General features: G+C 65.6%; 16 protein-coding genes. 12 read left to right on the top strand and 4 right to left on the bottom strand.

Annotated features, from left to right (window positions below):
* Positions 1-263: 263 nt before the first annotated feature.
* The 8 genes from DPR14_RS02475 (at position 264) to DPR14_RS02440 (ending at position 8472) form a co-directional block, all read left to right on the top strand.
* Entirely contained in the window at positions 264-1115 is an 852-nt protein-coding gene (locus DPR14_RS02475; RefSeq protein WP_158043754.1) for an ABC transporter ATP-binding protein, read from the top strand.
* Positions 1115-3067 (top strand): long-chain fatty acid--CoA ligase, encoded by a 1953-nt coding sequence (locus DPR14_RS02470; protein ID WP_158047953.1) that lies wholly within the window; start codon positions 1115-1117, stop codon positions 3065-3067. The genes DPR14_RS02475 and DPR14_RS02470 overlap by 1 nt, the downstream gene beginning before the upstream one ends.
* 322 nt (positions 3068-3389) lie before the next feature.
* Positions 3390-4283 carry a branched-chain amino acid ABC transporter permease gene (locus DPR14_RS02465; protein WP_158043753.1) on the top strand — a complete coding sequence of 298 codons (894 nt, stop codon included), beginning with the start codon at positions 3390-3392 and terminating at the stop codon, positions 4281-4283.
* Positions 4284-4299: 16 nt separating this feature from the next.
* The gene (locus DPR14_RS02460) at positions 4300-5367 is read left to right on the top strand and encodes a branched-chain amino acid ABC transporter permease (RefSeq protein ID WP_158043752.1); all 1068 of its coding nucleotides are present in this window, start codon (positions 4300-4302) and stop codon (positions 5365-5367) included.
* Between the two features lie 78 nt (positions 5368-5445).
* On the top strand, positions 5446-6714 hold the full coding sequence (locus DPR14_RS02455) for an ABC transporter substrate-binding protein (protein ID WP_425501034.1): 1269 nt from the start codon (positions 5446-5448) through the stop codon (positions 6712-6714).
* A gap of 133 nt (positions 6715-6847) precedes the next feature.
* Entirely contained in the window at positions 6848-7630 is a 783-nt protein-coding gene (locus tag DPR14_RS02450; RefSeq protein ID WP_343038731.1) for an ABC transporter ATP-binding protein, read from the top strand.
* 108 nt (positions 7631-7738) lie between these two features.
* Positions 7739-7960: a hypothetical protein gene (locus DPR14_RS02445; protein WP_158043749.1), complete on the top strand. Its 222-nt coding sequence runs from the start codon at positions 7739-7741 to the stop codon at positions 7958-7960.
* Complete coding sequence (locus DPR14_RS02440; RefSeq protein ID WP_158043748.1) at positions 7957-8472, top strand: hypothetical protein; 516 nt, start codon at positions 7957-7959, stop codon at positions 8470-8472. The genes DPR14_RS02445 and DPR14_RS02440 overlap by 4 nt, the downstream gene beginning before the upstream one ends.
* 5 nt (positions 8473-8477) lie before the next feature.
* Here DPR14_RS02440 and DPR14_RS02435 read toward each other — a convergent pair whose 3' ends face one another.
* Positions 8478-8714 (bottom strand): hypothetical protein, encoded by a 237-nt coding sequence (locus DPR14_RS02435; protein WP_158043747.1) that lies wholly within the window; start codon positions 8712-8714, stop codon positions 8478-8480.
* Between the two features lie 155 nt (positions 8715-8869).
* Here DPR14_RS02435 and DPR14_RS02430 point away from each other — a divergent pair, with 155 nt between their 5' ends.
* The 4 genes from DPR14_RS02430 to DPR14_RS02415 all read left to right on the top strand — a co-directional run bounded on the left by DPR14_RS02430 (position 8870) and on the right by DPR14_RS02415 (position 13027).
* On the top strand, positions 8870-10105 hold the full coding sequence (locus tag DPR14_RS02430) for a phenylacetate--CoA ligase family protein (RefSeq protein ID WP_158043746.1): 1236 nt from the start codon (positions 8870-8872) through the stop codon (positions 10103-10105).
* 87 nt (positions 10106-10192) lie between these two features.
* Entirely contained in the window at positions 10193-12484 is a 2292-nt protein-coding gene (locus DPR14_RS02425) for a histidine kinase dimerization/phosphoacceptor domain -containing protein (protein WP_192499231.1), read from the top strand.
* A 19-nt stretch (positions 12485-12503) separates the two neighbouring features.
* Positions 12504-12797, top strand: coding sequence for a response regulator (locus DPR14_RS02420; RefSeq protein WP_158043744.1), 294 nt, complete (start codon positions 12504-12506; stop codon positions 12795-12797).
* Positions 12797-13027: a response regulator gene (locus DPR14_RS02415; protein WP_158043743.1), complete on the top strand. Its 231-nt coding sequence runs from the start codon at positions 12797-12799 to the stop codon at positions 13025-13027. The genes DPR14_RS02420 and DPR14_RS02415 overlap by 1 nt, the downstream gene beginning before the upstream one ends.
* Before the next feature lie 35 nt (positions 13028-13062).
* Here DPR14_RS02415 and mtnA read toward each other — a convergent pair whose 3' ends face one another.
* The 3 genes from mtnA to DPR14_RS02400 form a co-directional block, all read right to left on the bottom strand.
* The gene (gene mtnA, locus DPR14_RS02410) at positions 13063-14163 is read right to left on the bottom strand and encodes an S-methyl-5-thioribose-1-phosphate isomerase (RefSeq protein ID WP_158043742.1); all 1101 of its coding nucleotides are present in this window, start codon (positions 14161-14163) and stop codon (positions 13063-13065) included.
* Positions 14164-14210: 47 nt separating this feature from the next.
* On the bottom strand, positions 14211-14543 hold the full coding sequence (locus DPR14_RS02405; protein WP_158043741.1) for a hypothetical protein: 333 nt from the start codon (positions 14541-14543) through the stop codon (positions 14211-14213).
* Between the two features lie 71 nt (positions 14544-14614).
* Positions 14615-15220 carry a transcriptional regulator gene (locus tag DPR14_RS02400; RefSeq protein ID WP_158043740.1) on the bottom strand — a complete coding sequence of 202 codons (606 nt, stop codon included), beginning with the start codon at positions 15218-15220 and terminating at the stop codon, positions 14615-14617.
* Positions 15221-15549: the final 329 nt, after the last annotated feature.

Below are 15549 nucleotides of genomic sequence, written 5' to 3'. Positions count from 1 at the left end.
CAGGACCTCAGTCCCTTGGACTCGATGCCTGCCGACTGTTTTAGCCTGCCGACTGTTTTGCCGGGCTCTTGCCGGATGCGCGATGAGGCTCTTTGCCGCTGCGCTTCATTGTCCCAAACCAAGCAGGCGCGGTTTTCCAGCGGGGATTCTCTGCGCCCGTATCGAGAACTTCCGGTTGCAAGCTATTCATCTTGAATTTAAGGAGCCGGTATCGCACCCTGCTGCCCAAGGGTCTTACCGTCAAAATGGTATGACCAATAATAATGTTAAGGGGAGGACGCACGGTGAAAGCCGATACGCCCATTTTCGAAGCCCGGCATGTGTCGCTGCGGTTCGGCGGTGTGCGCGCGCTGACGGATGTGAGCTTCAGCATCGACAGGGGCGAGCTGTTCTCGATCATCGGCCCCAACGGGGCCGGCAAGACCTCCATGGTCAACTGCATTTCCGGCCGGTACAGCCCGACCGAAGGACAGATCCTGTTCAAGGGACAGGACGTCACGAAGATGACGCCCAACCACCGGGCCGAGATCGGCATCGGCCGCACGTTCCAGAACCTGGCGCTGTTCGGGCACATGACCGTGCTCGACAACATCATGGTCGGGCGCCACCACCTGATGAAGAACAACTTCCTGACCGGCGCGCTGTACTGGTTCACAGGCGCCCGGAAGGAGGAGCTGGCCCACCGCCGCGAGATCGAGGAGATCATCGACTTCCTGGACATCCAGCATGTCCGCAAGTCGGTCGCCGGCACCCTTTCCTATGGCTTGCGCAAGCGCGTCGAGCTGGCGCGCGCCATGGCGCTGAAGCCGGACCTGATCCTGCTGGACGAGCCGATGGCCGGCATGAACCTTGAGGAGAAGGAGGACATGGCCCGCTACATCGTCGACCTGAACGAGGAGTACGGCATGACCGTCGTGATGATCGAGCACGACATGGGCGTGGTCATGGACATCTCCCACCGGGTGATGGTGCTGGATTTCGGCAAGAAGATCGCCGAGGGCTATCCGGAGGAGATCCTGGCGAACGCGCATGTCAAGCGGGCCTACCTGGGCGAGGCCGACGACGTGCTGAGCGACGAGGACGACGTGGCGGTCCCGGCCGGAAAGGTGGCGTGATGGACGCCGGAACCGTCAACGGGCTGCCCGACCTGTCGCTGTTCGACACCTTTCCCAAGCTGCTCCAGGTCCATGCGCGCAACCACCCGGACGAGGTGGCGCTTCGGGTCAAGGAACTGGGGATCTGGCACAGCCTGAGCTGGAGCCAGTACCAGGCGCGGGTCAAGGCCTTCGCGCTGGGGCTGCACCATTACGGCGTCGGCCGGGGCGACGTGGTCGGGATCGTCGGCGACAACCGGCCGGACTGGGTCTGCGCGGAGATCGCCGCCCATGCGGTGGGCGCCATGAGCCTGGGCATGTACCGCGACGCGCTGGACGAGGAGATCGCGTACCTCGTGACCTACAGCGACGCCAAGGTGATGTTCGCCGAGGACGAGGAGCAGGTCGACAAGCTGCTGGAGCTGGGCGACCGGATCGCCACCGTGAAGCTGATCGTCTACAGCGACCCGCGCGGCATGCGGAAGCACTCCGACCCGCGGCTGATTTCCGTGACCGAACTGATGCACCACGGCGACGCGGTCGCGTCGGAGTTTCCCGGCCTGTACGACGAGATGGTGGCGGCGGGACGGGGCGAGGACGTGGCGGTGCTGTGCACCACCTCGGGCACGACGGCCAACCCCAAGCTGGCGATGCTTCCGGCGGGGCGCGTGATCCGGCACTGCGCCTCGTACCTGGGCGTCGATTCCAAGGGGCCGCGCGACGAGTATGTCTCGGTGCTGCCGCTGCCCTGGATCATGGAGCAGGTCTATGTGCTGGGAAAGGCGCTGCTGAGCCGGATGACCGTGAACTTCGTCGAGGAACCCGAGACGATGATGCACGACTTCCGCGAGGTCGGGCCGACCTTCGTGCTGTTCGCCCCGCGCGTGTGGGAGCAGATCGCGGCCGACGTGCGCGCCCGGATCATGGACGCCTCGCCGCTCAAGCGGCGCCTGTACGAGTACGGGATGAAGGTGGGGCTGGAGGCGCTGGACAAGGGCAGGCGGTCCTGGCTGGCCGAGCTGCTGCTGTTCCGCGCGCTGCGCGACCGGCTGGGATTCTCCAACCTGCGCTCCGCCGCGACCGGCGGGGCGGCGCTGGGGCCGGAGACCTTCCGCTTCTTCATGGCGATGGGCGTGCCGCTGCGCCAGCTCTACGGCCAGACCGAGACGCTGGGGGCCTATACGATCCATGCCCAGGGCGACGTGGATTTCGACACCGTCGGCAAGCCGTTCGGCAAGGACATCGAGGTCCGGATCGACAATCCCGACCACAACGGCGTCGGCGAGATCGTGACCCGGCACCCCAACATGTTCGCGGGCTATTTCCGCAACGAGGCGGCGGGGGCGGCGGACATCCGCGACGGCTGGATGCATACCGGCGACGCGGGCTATTTCGACAAGCGCGGGCACCTGGTGGTGATCGACCGGATCAAGGACATCGCCACCACCGGGCGGGGCGACCGGTTCTCGCCGCAATACATCGAGAACAAGCTGAAGTTCAGCCCCTATGTCGCCGAGGCGGTGATCCTGGGCGACCAGCGCGACTACCTCGCCGCGATGATCTGCATCCGCTTCCCGATCGTGTCCAAGTGGGCGGAGAAGAACCGCATCTCCTTCACCACATACACCGACCTGTCGGGCCGGCCGGAGGTCTACGAGATGATCCGGCGGGAGGTCGAGACGGTCAACGCGACCCTTCCCGACGCCCAGCGCATCCGAAAGTTCCTGCTGCTCTACAAGGAGCTGGACGCCGACGACGGCGAGCTGACCCGGACCCGCAAGGTGCGCCGCGGCGTGATCGCGGAGAAGTACGGGACGATCATCGACGCGATCTATGCCGGCCGGCCCAGCATCGACGTGGACACCACCATCGCTTTCCAGGACGGCACCAAGCAGCGCATCCGGACGGTCCTGAAGGTGGTCGACCTGGTGCCGGGGAGCAGCGCGCCGGCCTCTCCGAAGCGGGCGGCGTGATGGGGAGGCGATTGCAATTTCGGGGGAGCTGGGGTAGAAAGAGGCTGCCGGGAGGTGTTGACCTCACCCCCCGGCGCCTCCTAGGCCCGAGTCACGAGAAGGCGGATGGAAATCCGCCAGATCCTGAGATCGAGCCACAGGAGTGTGGATGTCCTTTTCATCCCTGTGCTCCTGAGTTGGCCGGCCGGGCCCATTCCCGGCCGGCACCTCGGACCATACCCCATACGATAGAGTTCTTCGATGGCGTGCGGGCGGCGATAGTGTCGCAACCGCCGTTCGGGGATTCCAAGAACAAGAACGCGGCTTGGGAGGAAACCTCGCCATGAACTGGGACCTGCTGTTCCAGCTCGTCGTCAATGGCATCATCGTCGGCGCGCTGTATGGCGTCGTGGCCATGTCGTTCGTGCTGATCTACAAGGCGAGCCAAGTGGTCAACTTCGCCCAGGGCGAGTTCCTGCTGATCGGCGCCTGGGCCTGCTGGTGGCTGCTGACCACCTACCAGATGCCCTTCGTCTGGGGCTTCCTGATCACGCTGGCCTTCATGATGGCGTTCGGCGTCATCCTGCAGATCGTCGTGCTGCGGCCGATGATCGGGGAGCCGATCATATCGGTGATCATGGTCACCATCGGGCTGTCGATCTTCTTCCAGGCGCTGATGAAGTGGATGTTCGGCGTGTTCGCCAAGCCCTTCCCGCCGATCTTCGAGACCCAGTCGGTCAGCGTCTTCGGGCTTCAGGTGCAGACGGTCTACCTGATGAGCCTGATCATCTCGGTGATCATCATGGCGGGGTTCGGGTACTTCTTCAAATTCTCCAAGATGGGCCTCGCCATGCGGGCGACGGCGTTCAACCAGCAGGTGGCGCAGTCGCTGGGCATATCGGTCCGCAACGTCTTCGCGCTGAGCTGGGCGATCTCCGCCATGGTGTCAGCGGTGGCCGGCGTGGTGGTCGGCACGGTCAACGGCGTGTCGTCGGCGCTCTCCTTCTTCGGCATCAAGGTCTTCCCGGCGGTCATCCTGGGAGGGCTGGACAGCATCGTGGGCGCCGTGATCGGCGGGCTGATCGTCGGGCTGCTGGAGAACGTCGCGCACTTCTTCGACAGCCAGTTCCTCAACTGGGGAAACATGTACGAGATCGCACCCTTCTACGTCCTGATCATCATCCTGATGATCAAGCCCTACGGGCTGTTCGGCACCAAAGACATCGAACGCGTCTGAGCGGAGCGCCCGAGACATGACCACGCTGATCCCTTGCGGCGACTTCAAGACCAACTACTCCGCCGACACGACCATCTTCCCCACCGCCACCAGCCGCAACATGGTGATCCTGGGCATCGCCGTGCTGTGCCTGGCGCCGCTGGTGATGGACCGGTACCTGCTGAGCCTGCTGATCCAGATCGGATACCTGGGCATCGCGGCGCTGGGGCTGAACATCCTGGTCGGTTTCACCGGCCAGATCTCGATCGGACACGCGGCGTTCTTCGGGTTCGGAGCCTTCAGCTCCGCCTGGCTGGTGTCGAACTTCAACGTGCCGGTGTTCTTCGCGATCCCGCTGGCCGGGGTCATGACGACGGCGGTCGGCATGGTGTTCGGACTGCCGGCGGCCCGGCTGAAGGGGCTGTATCTCGCGATCGCCACGCTGGCGGCGCAGTTCATCCTCCAGGACTTCTTCGCCCGGGCCTCCTGGTTCTCGGGCGGCGTGGCCGGCACCTTGACCGAGCCCTTCTCGATCTTCGGCTTCACCTTCGACACCGACGAGAGCTATTTCTACGTGGTGCTGGCCTACGTGGTCGTGATGTACATCCTCGGCACCAACCTGATGCGCACCCGCGACGGGCGGGCGCTGGTGGCGGTGCGCGACCATTACCTCTCGGCCGAGATGATGGGCATCAACCTGACCAAGTACCGGACGCTGTCGTTCGGCATCTCGGCCTTCTATGCCGGGATCGGCGGCGCGCTGTACGCCCACTATCTCCAGTTCGTCTCGGTCGAGGGCTTCACGATCCTGTTCTCGATCCAGTTCCTGGGCATGATCATCATCGGCGGGCTGGGCTCCATCATGGGATCGCTGATGGGCACGGCCTTCATGGTGCTGCTTCCGGAAAGCATGCAGTGGCTGACCGACGCGCTGGCCGGAAGCGCCATCGACCGGGCGCTGGACCTGAGCAACAGCCTCGCCTTCCTGCGCGAGATGGCGATCGGCGCGGTCATCATCCTGTTCCTGATCTTCGAGCCGGACGGGCTGGCCCACCGGTGGCACCAGGTCAAGGCGTACTGGAAGCTCTACCCGTTCTCCCACTGAGACGGCTAAAAACCACAAAATGAACAACCACAAAATGAACAATCACAAGAAGAGTATGAGGAGGCTGACCCCATGAACATGAAGAGCGTCATCCTGGCCGCGACCGCGGCGATCGCCCTGGCTTCTCCGGCCCTGGCCCAGGTCAAGGTCGGGCATCTCGCCGACTACAGCGGCGCCACGTCCGATGTGGGCGTTCCGTTCGGCCAGGGCGTGGCCGACGCGCTGGCCTATATCAACAAGACCGGCGGCGCCGGCGGGACCCAGATGGGCGTCGAGACCTTCGACTACGGCTACCAGGTCCCGCGCGCGATCTCGCAGTACAAGAAATGGTCCGGCCGCGACAAGGTCGTGGCGATCCAGGGCTGGGGCACGGCCGATACCGAGGCGCTGATCACCTTCATCGCCAAGGACGAGATCCCCTACTTCTCCGGCTCCTACGCCGGGCAGCTGACCGACCCGAACGGGTCGGGCGAGAAATCGACCAAGGCGGCGCCGTACAACTTCTTCTACGGCCCGTCCTATTCCGACTCGCTGCGCGCCATGCTGCAATGGGCGGCGGAGGACTGGAAGGCCAAGGGCGGCTCGGGCAAGCCCAAATACGTCCACATGGGCGCCAACCACCCCTACCCGAACGCCCCCAAGGAGGCCGGCGAGGAGCTGGCGAAGGAGCTGGGCTTCGACGTGCTTCCCGCCGTGCAGTTCGCGCTGACGCCGGGCGACTACACCGCGCAGTGCCTGACGCTGAAGGACAGCGGCGCCAACTACGCCTATCTGGGCAATACCGCGGGGTCCAACATCTCGGTGCTGCGGGCCTGCGACACGGTCGGCGCCACGGTGCAGTTCATGGGAAATGTCTGGGGCATGGACGAGAACGCCATGAAGGCCGCCGGCAAGGCCGCCGACGGCGTCGTCTTCCCGGTCCGCACCGGCGTCGTCTGGGGCGGCGAGGCACCGGGCATGCAGACGGTCAGGGAGATTTCCAAGGTCTCCGACGCGTCGGGCGCCGCCTACCGCCCGGTCCACTATATCAGCGGCATCTGCTCCGCCTTCTACATGAAGGAGGCGATGGAATGGGCCGCCAAGAACGGCGGCATCACCGGCGCCAACATCAAGCAGGGCATGTACCAGAAGAAGGACTGGGTGCCGGCCGGCATGGAAGGCGTCTGCGTCCCCTCGACCTGGACGCCGGACGACCACCGCGGCACCACCACCGTGGCGATCTACCGCGCCAACGTCGGCGGCGCCACCGAGGCCTCGGTCGACGAGCTGGTGAAGGCGGGAACGATCAAGCTGGAGAAGGTCACCAGCGTCGACCTGCCGCGCAAGAAGGAATGGCTGGGCTGGTAAGCAGCATCCGGCCCGACCTGCGCCGGGACGGTCCGTCCGTCCCGGCTTCCTTCACTACTGGATTGAGGCCATGACCGCCGCCATCGACGCCAACGCCGCCCCCGCGCCGGCCGCCGCCAAGGGCAAGCCGGCCCTGCTTTCCGTCAACAATATCGAGGTCGTCTACAGCGACGTCATCCTGGTCCTGCGCGGCCTGAGCCTCCAGGTGCCCGAAGGCGAGATCGTGGCCCTGCTCGGCGCCAACGGGGCCGGCAAATCGACGACGCTGAAGGCCATCTCCGGCCTGTTGAAGACCGAGGACGGCGCGGTCACCCGGGGCGACATCAGCTTCAAGGGGGAGCGGATCAACGGGATCGACCCGGACCAGATCGTCCGCCGCGGCATCTTCCAGGTGATGGAGGGCCGCCGCATCGTCTCCGACATGACCTGCCTGGAGAACCTCCGCCTGGGTGCCTTCACCCGGCGCGACAAGGAGGTCAAGCAGGACATCGAGATGGTCTACGAGTACTTCCCGCGCCTGAAAGAGCGGACGGGCCTCGCTGGATATCTCTCGGGCGGCGAGCAGCAGATGCTGGCGATCGGCCGCGCGCTGATGGCCCGGCCCAAGCTGATCCTGATGGACGAGCCTTCCATGGGACTGTCGCCGCTGCTGGTGAAGGAGGTCTTCTCGATCATCCGCCAGATCAACCGCGACCTGGGCGTCACCATCCTGCTGGTCGAGCAGAACGCCCGCATGGCGCTCCACGCCGCCAGCTACGGCTATATCATGGAGTCAGGCAAGGTCGTGCTCGACGGCACGGCGGAGGAACTGGTCAACAACGAGGACGTGAAGGAATTCTACCTCGGCGGCGGGGGCGAGGAACGGCGCAGCTTCAAGAACCTGAAGAGCTACAAGCGCCGCAAGAGGTGGCTGTAGGGTGACGGCACGGCACAAGCCCTTGCTGACGGCACCCCCACATGCTATACCTCTTTCGATTTTGCAGCCCGCGATTCGCGGGCCGCGACTCTTGATGGAACGACTGACGTGACACCGGACAACCCTACGCTGGAAGAAGCCTTGCGCGACTTCGACGACGGCCTTGAGAATCCGGAACTCAACGCGGTCTGGGACTGGCGTTTGCCCAACGATGCGCCTGCGTTCAGCATTGATGAGTATCGGGAATTCCTGGAGTCGTCCTCGGCTGATTATGGTGATTTGATCCGCACCGCGATCGAACAGATGGGCAAGCGCGGAGCGGGCCGTTGAGCGATGCGGAAAGCGTCCTCCGCCGGCCCGACGAGGTCATGCGGGACAAGTTCACGGCCATCAAGCTGACCTACGACTTTCTGCGGGAGCAGATCTGGCTTCCCCATGGATTGACGGGGGTATCCCTCAACCACACGATCCTGATCGACGTCGTCAGGCTCTATTGGGAGGATCTGCGCCGCTTCAAGGAATTCCACCGGATCAAGCGCGCCGAGGAACCGAAGCAGGCGAGCTTTTCCCTGAAATGGATCATCAAGCTGCGCCCGGTTGTCTTCGTGGGAACGCCGAACAAGGCGGCGCACCGAGATTACCTGCTCCTGAACGAGTTGCTGGGGCTGACCGTGGCGCTCCAGGTCCTGAAGATCCCCGGACTGCGGATTTCACCCGACACCTACGAAGCGACACTGTACACCCTCAGGCACGGCAGCTTCGAGGAGGACCATTTCCTCCTCTGGTGTGACCTGCTGTGGCGCTTGCAGAGCATGAAGGTGCCGCTTCAGAAGCCGCTCTGAACCATTCAGTCGGCGCACTCCGCCGGGTCGCACAGTTCCCGCCCGGCCAGCCAGCGGCGCTGGAAGCTGGCGGCGTCGTCGGGGTGCTGGAACTCCAGGCCGAACTTGCGGCGTCCCAGCCCGTCGGTCGTGTTGAAGCTGAGGAAACGGCCGCTGATGCTCTGCTCGGCCCATCGCAGGATGGCCTTGCGGGTCGGAAGGTCGGGGACTTCCGAAAACTGAACCGTCGTCCAATCCCCCATGGCACCCTCCGGCACGTGAGCACAACCTGTTGTGGAACCATACGATCAACCCGGGATCGTGGTAAAGAGAAAACAGGTGCGACTTCATGAATAGTATGCGACACCCCGGTAATAGGCAGCGCTCGTAAAGCTTTCATTAAATAAGAGGGCATCCGATGGCCAACAGCTTCTATGACATTCTGGAGACCCGCTCGGCCGACGATAGGGAGGCTTCGCTGCTGGCGGCATTGCCGGAACAGATCCACTTGGCCCAGCGGCGTGCCCCTGCCTATGGCCGCATCCTCGACGGCATCGATGCCATGGCGGTGACCACATGGGAAAGCCTGGCCGCCCTGCCGGTCACCCGCAAGTCGGACCTGACAGACCTTCAGGGGCGGGAGCCGCCGTTCGGCGGGTTCAGCGCGGTGGCGCCGGGGGATCTCGCCCGGATCTTCGCCTCGCCCGGCCCGATCTTCGATCCGGAGGCCCGGCGGACGGATTACTGGCGCTTCGCGCGGGCGCTGTTCGCCACGGGGTTCCGCGCCGGCGACGTGCTGCACAACTGTTTCTCCTATCATTTCACCCCGGCCGGATCGATGTTCGAGAGCGGCGCCCACGCGCTCGGCTGCGCGGTGTTTCCCGCCGGCACCGGCAATACGGAACTGCAGGTCCAGGCGATCGCCGGGGTCAGGCCGGCGGGCTATGCCGGCACGCCCGACTACCTGAAGGTGATCCTGGAGAAGGCAGACGAGCAGGGCGTCGACCTGTCGTTCCTGAAGCTCGGACACGTCACCGGCGGCGCCTTCATGCCGGACGTGAAGCGCTTCTACCGGGACCGCGGCCTGGAGGTCTTCCAGAGCTACGGCACCGCCGACCTGGGCCTGGTCGCCTACGAGACCGCCGCCCGCGACGGCTTGGTGCTGGACGAGCACGTGATCGTCGAGATCGTGCGGCCCGGCACCGGCGACCCGGTCGCCGAGGGGGAGGTCGGGGAGATCGTCGTGACGGCGCTCAACCGCGACTATCCGCTGGTGCGCTTCGCGACCGGCGACCTGTCCGCCTTCATGCCCGGCACCAGCCCGTGCGGGCGGACCAACCGGCGAATCCGCGGCTGGCTGGGCCGGGCCGACCAGACCACCAAGGTCAAGGGCATGTTCGTCCATGCCGGGCAGGTCGCCGAGGTCCTGAAGCGGCACCCGGAATGCCGGCGCGGCCGCCTGGTGGTCGACCGGGCGGAGGGAACGGACACCATGACGCTCCGGGTGGAGGCGCCGTCCGATGCCGACGCCGGCGCGCTGGCGGCCAGCCTCGCGGCCGTGACCAAGCTGAAAGGCGCGGTCGAGATCGTGGCACCCGGCAGCCTGCCCAACGACGGCAAGATGATCGACGATCTGCGCAAGTACGAGGGGTAGGACTTTGGTCAGGGCGGACGGCTTGGCTTGAACATCGCGGCCGGGGGCGTGTTATCAGATCGCGCTTAGAACCCTGTCCGGATGAGCATGTACTCCTCTCACCGTCCTGAAGCTTCCGGTGCCGCCAGCCGGCCTTCCCCCGAATTCGACCGTAACGGAGCCCATACCCTGGTCGAACGGCTGGTATCCGCCGAGGGCGTCGACCTTACCCCGTGCGAGCGCGAGCCGATCCACATTCCGGGCGCCATCCAGCCGCATGGAGCGCTGCTGGCGTTGAACCCCGCCGACCTGTCGCTCGCCGCCTATAGCGCCAACGCGCCCGACCTGTTCGGCGTCGTACCCGGCGATCTCCGCCACCGGCCGCTGGCCGAACTGGCCGGCGCCGATCTGGCGGACCGGATCCGAGGTGCCGGGGATGCCGGCGACCTGGACGGATCGAACCCCTTGCGACTGACCTCGGCATTGCCGCGGGGCGGTGCTTTTCTGGACTATGCGGTCCATGCCCATGGCGGCTTCGTCATCGTCGAGGCCGAGCCGGCCAGCGACCCCGGCACCATTCCCAGCATGCTGCCGCGCACCATGGTGCGCCTGCGCGATGTCCGGTCGCTCACGGAACTGAGCCGGCTGACGGTCCAGGCGATCCGCGCACTGACCGGACTGGAACGGGTGCTGATCTACCGGTTCGATCCGGAATGGAACGGCGAAGCCATCGCCGAGGACAAGGTCGCGGACCTGGAACCCTCCCTGCTGGGCCTGCATTTCCCGGAGTCGGACATCCCCCGCCAGGCGCGCGACCTGTATGCGCGCAACCACAGCCGCTTCGTTCCGGACCGTGACGCCGAGCGGGTGCCGTTGCTGTCGGTCGGCTCCCGCGACGGGGCGCAGCCGCTCGACCTGACCTTCGCCCGCCTGCGCGCGCTGTCGCCGGTCCATCTGGAGTATCACCGGAACCTCGGCGTCAACGGCTCCATGTCCGTGTCGGTGATGAAGCACGGGCGGCTCTGGGGGCTGGTGATCGGGCATCATCGCGAGCCGCTGCTGGTATCGCCCGGCGTCCGAACCGCCGTCACCCTGCTGGTCGATGCCTTCGCCATGCGCCTGACCGAAGTGGAAACGACGGCCGACTGGGACGAACGCCAGACCCATGTGGAGATCCACGCCCGATTGCTGGAGCAGATGGCCGGGGCCGACGATTTCGTCGCGGCGCTGACCCACGGTCCGGTGACGCTCGCCCGCCTGTTCGACGCGGGCGGCGCCGCGGTGATCCGCGACGGGGAGGTCCGGCTCGTCGGCGAAACGCCACCGCCCGAAACCGTGCTGGAGATGGCCGAGGCGCTGCGCCGTCGGTCGGACCGCGCGCATCCCATCGGGACCGACCACATGGCCGGAATCTCCGCCCGGTTCGCCGGGCATTCCGGCATCGCCAGCGGCGCGCTGGCCGTCTTCCTCGGACCCGACCAGGCGAACGCGCTGATGTGGTTCCGGCCGGAGGTGACGCGGACGATCACCTGGGGCGGTGATCCGAACAAGCCCGTCAGCCTGGACGCGGAACGCACCCGCATCCTGCCGCGCCGCTCGTTCGAGCGCTGGACCGAGCGGATGCGATGCTATTCCCAGCCATGGCCGTCCTGGACCCTGGAGGTCGCCCATAGCCTGGCTCACGCGATCGACGAGGTGATCGTCCGCCACCAGCGCAAGCTGGCCGAACTCAACGGCAAGCTCCGCGAGATCGAAGCCCTGGCGGCCGAGAAGGACGGGCTGCTGGTCCAGAAGGACATGCTGATGCGGGAGGTGAACCACCGCGTCAAGAACAGCCTCCACATGATCGCCAGCCTGCTGTCGCTGCAAGGCGACGGGATCGACGATCCGGACACGAGGCGCCAGTTCGCCGACGCCCATAACCGGGTCTCCACGGTCGCCCAGCTGCACCAGCGCCTTTACCAGACCGACAAGCTGCAAAGCGTCGAGTTCGACCAGTACTTGTATGGACTGTGCGACGACCTGTCGGACTTCATGCTGTCGGAAGGCAAGGAATATACGCTGGAAGTCGATGCGGACCCCGCCGAGCTTTCGACGGACAGGGCGATCCCCCTCGCCCTGATCGTGAACGAGCTGGTCACCAATGCCTTCAAATACGCCTATCCGCCCGGATCCGACGGCACCATCCGGGTTTCCTTCACCCGGCAGGACGGGGGCGGATACCTGTTGACCGTGGCGGACCACGGCGTCGGGCTGCCAAGCGATTTCGAGCCGTTGAATGGCGGCCTGGGAATGACCATAGTCGGTTCACTATCGCTCCAGTTGGCGGCCAAGTTCGCCTATGGCCCGACGGACGAGGCGGGAGGCGCTAGATTTACCATTTCCCTGCCGCCCGCATGACATGATACGTGCACGTACCTTGGCAACCAGACGCTTCAAGCGGGGGTTCGAACTGATGCAGCCGGCAATCGACTATCGGGTCAGCGGGCGGAGCCTCCTCGGCGGCGGTTCCTTGCCGCCGGTTGCCGGGCGGGAGGACGGCGGCCGGAAACCCGGCACCGCGCTCCAGTTGCTGGTGGTCGAAGACGAGGCGATATCGGCGCTGGCCCTGAAGCGCCTTGTGGCGCGCCTCGGCTATGTGGTGTGCGGCGTGACGGCGACCGCGGAGGAGGCCATCCGGCTCGCCGGGAGGTCCTTCCCGACATCATCCTGATGGATATCCGGCTGGCCGGGGAGATGGACGGCATCTGGGCGGCGCGGGAGATCAGGGCCCGGTTCGGCATCGGGTCGATCTTCATGACCGCCAACAACGACCCGGCGACCCGCGCACGGGCCGAGGGAGCCCAGCCGCTGGGCTTCATGGACAAGCCCTATTCACCCATGACGGTGAAGACCACGCTCCGCACGGCGGCCGAACACCTGGGTCCGATCACGCGGAATTAGCCGACACCATACAGGACTGTTGGAGTTCCGACGCCTCAAGGGTCCGGGAACAGGCTCCGCAGCCCCTCCCGCGAGGCCGGGCATACGCCGCGCTCGGTGATCAGCCCGGTAACGAGGCGCGCCGGGGTGACATCGAAGGCGTAGTTGGCGACCGGGCTCCCCTCCGGCGTGACGGTCACCGTCTCGATCCGTCCATCGGCCGTGCGGCCGGTCAGGGCCGAGACTTCGGAGCCCTCCCGCTGCTCGATCGGGATCTGCCTGACGCCGTCGTCGATGGTCCAGTCGATGGTCGGGGACGGCAGCGCCACATAGAACGGCACGCCGTTGTCGTGCGCGGCCAGGGCCTTCAGATAGGTCCCGATCTTGTTGCAGACATCTCCGCTCGCGGTGGTCCGGTCGGTTCCGGTGATGCACAAGTCGACCATGCCGTGCTGCATCAGGTGGCCGCCGACATTGTCGACGATCACCGTGTGCGGCACGCCGTGATGGTTCAGTTCCCAGGCGGTCAGGCTGGCCCCCTGGTTGCGCGGCCGGGTCTCGTCGACCCAGACATGCAGGCGGATGCCCTCCTCGAACGCCTTGTAGATGGGGGACAGCGCCGTGCCCCAGTCCACCGTGGCGAGCCATCCGGCGTTGCAGTGGGTCAGGACGTTGACCACCCTGTCCCCGGCCCTGCCCCCGGCCTTCTCCGACGCCTGCCGGATCAGGCCGGCGCCATGGGTCCCGATCGCCTCGTTGAACGCCACGTCCTCGTCGCACAGCGCGGCGGCTTCGGCATAGGCGGCTGCGGCGCGGTCGGAGGGCGCCAGTTCGGCGAGGCACCTGCGCATCCGCTCCAGCGCCCAGCGCAGGTTGACCGCGGTCGGGCGGGTCTCCAGCAGGCGGTCCGAAGCCCGCGACAAGGACTGGTCGTCCGGCGCCTCGCGGGCCGCCAGGGCCATGCCGTAGGCAGCGGTCGCCCCGATCAGCGGCGCTCCGCGCACCAGCATCGCGCGGATCGCGTGAGCCGCCTCCTCGACCGTCGTCAGGCGGGCGATCGCGAAATCATGGGGAAGGCGCGTCTGGTCGATGATCTCCACCGACCAGCCGTCGTCGGCGAGCCAGATCGTCCGGTATGGTCTGCCGTCGATTTTCATGTCCGTCCCCTCCCCCGTGTCCGCCCGCCCACCGTCCCGACCAAAGGTCAGGCGTCGATCAGCCCGCGGTCCCGGGCGAGCAGCATGATGCCCACGTCCCGCCAGCACCCGACAAGCCCGGTCTTGCCGTCGGTATTTCCGCCCGGGTTGCGGCGGACATCGTAGCCACGTTCCAGGCAGAATTCGACGACCTTTTCTCGCCCGACCTGGCTGTCGAAATCGTCGGCCGCCTCTTCCCACGCGTCGCTGGCGCAGTCCGGGCAGGCCGAGAAGAGGTCTTTCAGGACCCGCTCCAGCCGCTCCTCGTATGCCGCGCTGAACCGGTCCAGACCGGGGTCTTCAAGCTCCCGGGCATGGTCTGCAACCCGTATGACCTGCATGCGTTCGTTCCTCGTACCATCAACAAAGCTCGGATCACCGGCAAGAACGGAACGGGGTCGGATTTGTTTCCTCAAACCTTGTGCGGCTGAGGCGAACGCAGTTCATGATAGCGCCTGATGAAGGCGGCCATGGCGTCGTCGGGTCCAAGCGGCACGATGGGACTCGGCGACGGAGCCGGCAGATCCCGCCAGTTGACCCGATGGGGAGCACAGAGGTCGCGAAGTTCCGTCGCGAGGCTGCGCTGGTCGGCGAGCTTCACCGCGTCATGCTGGGGATGGCTGAAGCCGAACCGGGCGGCGAGGGCAGCCTTCAGCGGCTCGATGGCGGCCTTGATCGCGTCGCGGCCGATCCGGACCTTCCACGGCGTCGGCCAGTCGCCGGTGAACGCCTCCTCGCTGTCGTGCATCAGGGCCTCGTACTCGAACCCGCGGGGCGCCAGCTCGCTCGCCAGCACGCAGTGCTGGGCGACGCTGTAGAAAGCGCGGGTATTGCCGACGAACCGGCACTGGTAAGCCAGCGGGCGGGCGATATCCTCGATCTCGAAACGGCTGAAATCCGGCTGCTCCAGATCCAGCGTCCGGCCGGAATAGGTCAGCATCACCGCTGTCGCCTCGGGGATGTCGAGCAGGTCGAGCTGGTCGGGATCGGATGGGCGTCTGGGACGGCGCGGCGGCATGGCATGGACCTTGAGCGGGTGAACCGCCTCAGGCTAGCGTTTCGGGGTTTCCAGGCCAACGGTGGATAGCAGCCATTCCGCCTTGAGGGGAACGGATTGGGGACCGGACTGGGGAACGGAAAAAATTTCGAAAAATGCGACTATGTTTTCTCTAGCCTGCAAAAGTGCTGGCTTTCAACGATCAAAAGGATGCTCTTCCGATTTCCGGTGAATAGGTCTAGACCGCCAAGTCTATACAAATCGATATATTAACATTTGAACCCAGTTTGTCACACGAGCACTGCTCCAATATTCTAATGCCTCTGCTGATGCCATGTTAATCTGCCGCT

Origin of the sequence: Skermanella pratensis, assembly GCF_008843145.1 — a bacterium.
Lineage (GTDB): Bacteria > Pseudomonadota > Alphaproteobacteria > Azospirillales > Azospirillaceae > Skermanella > Skermanella pratensis.
The sequence above is the reverse complement of the archived record's forward strand: the minus strand, read 5'-3'. Positions and strand labels throughout refer to the sequence as shown.